Origin of the sequence: Duganella vulcania, from assembly GCF_009857655.1 — a bacterium.
Taxonomy (GTDB): domain Bacteria; phylum Pseudomonadota; class Gammaproteobacteria; order Burkholderiales; family Burkholderiaceae_D; genus Rugamonas; species Rugamonas vulcania.
In genome coordinates this window covers 1-1,243 of record NZ_WWCX01000247.1, presented here as the reverse complement: position 1 = coordinate 1,243, position 1,243 = coordinate 1, and the positions used below count along the sequence as shown (strand labels likewise).

The following is a 1,243-nucleotide window of genomic DNA, read 5'->3' as shown; positions in this document are numbered from 1 at the left end:
CGCCGTCCACGCTGAAGGCCGCGCCCACGTAGCGCGAACGCGCGCCGCGCCGCGCCAGGTAGATGCAGGGGGCGGGGCCGGCGCCGCGCATCAGCAGCCGGCCGTCGTCATGCGCCACCGCCTGCATGCCGAAGTCGGCCAGGAAGGTGGCGGCGGCGTCGAGGTCCGGCTTTTCGAACATCAGGAAGGCCAGCGCCTGCGCCTTGACCAGCGCGGCGGGGCGGGGCAGCTTGAGCACACCCGGCGGCAGCGCGTGTTCCGGGTAGGCCTGCGGGGTGCGCAGCGGGGCGCGATTCGATCCGCTCATCATGTCTCCTTGTCGACGGTGTCGCCGGGGTGGCGATCTCTTTCGTTCTAGGAGTGACATTATCGTCATAATGACTTTGGTGTCAATTTATATTTTCGTGTGGCCGGCGCCCGATGTGGCCAATTTGGCCTGGTGCGATCTGGTATGATCGCGGCAGTGCCAACTGCCCGACGAGACAAAACCAGAATGCCAGCCGCCAAAGCCACCCAGGCCACCACCGACCACCGTCCGCGCGTCGCCGCCGAGCGCCGCGAGCGCATGCGCAAGCGCCTGGTCGAAAGCGCGTTGATCGTCTTCGCCCAGAAAGGCGTGGGGGCCAGCGTGATCCCGGAAGTGGTGGCGGCGGCGGAAGTGTCGCAGGGCTCGTTCTACAATTATTTCCGTACCAATGAGGAGTTGCTGGCGGCCGTCAGCGAGGAGCTCAGCAACGAGATGCTGCAGCTGATCGAGGGCGTGGTCGGCGCCATCGCCGATCCCGGCCTGCGGGTGGCCACGGCGATTCGCTGCTACCTGCAGCTGGCGCGCGGCAACCGGATGGCGGCGCGTTTCCTGGCCAGCGCCGGCGTGCGTGCTGGCGGCGAGCACAGCATGGTGTACGACGTGCTGCCGCCGGATCTGGAGGAGGGGGCCCGGCTGGGCCAGTTCGACACCGCAGCGCTGCCGGTGGCGGTGGACGTCATCAAGGGCGCGGTGCTGGTCGCCTTGCACCGCATGGCGCATGGCCGCATCGCCAGGGATTACCCGGAGCAGATGGTGCAGGCCATGCTGCGTTCGCTCGGCATGAGCATGACCGACGCGGTCCGCCTGACGGCCGCGCCGCTGCCGCGCCTGGCCATCCAGGCCGAATCGCTGTTGGCCCGCGTCCAGGCGCGCGCGGCCGTGAAGGACGCCGACAGCTGACCCGTCGGCGCGGCCGGTGCCGTTGCGGCGCGATCC

The 1,243-nt window shown here is 69.2% G+C and carries 2 protein-coding genes; one reads left to right on the top strand and one right to left on the bottom strand.

Going from position 1 to position 1,243, the window contains the following annotated elements:
- On the bottom strand, positions 1-307 hold a 307-nt coding region (locus GTP90_RS35740; protein WP_503826781.1), incomplete at its 3' end, for a VOC family protein.
- Between the two features lie 186 nt (positions 308-493).
- On the opposite strand from GTP90_RS35740, the gene GTP90_RS35735 reads away from it, so the two are divergent.
- Entirely contained in the window at positions 494-1,207 is a 714-nt protein-coding gene (locus tag GTP90_RS35735; RefSeq protein WP_254452201.1) for a TetR/AcrR family transcriptional regulator, read from the top strand.
- Positions 1,208-1,243 lie beyond the last annotated feature (36 nt).

Bases quoted from the DNA above. Each gene is read 5' to 3' on its own strand.
- GTP90_RS35735 (WP_254452201.1), top strand. From the start codon at position 494: ATGCCAGCCGCCAAAGCCACCCAGGCCACCACCGACCACCGTCCGCGC.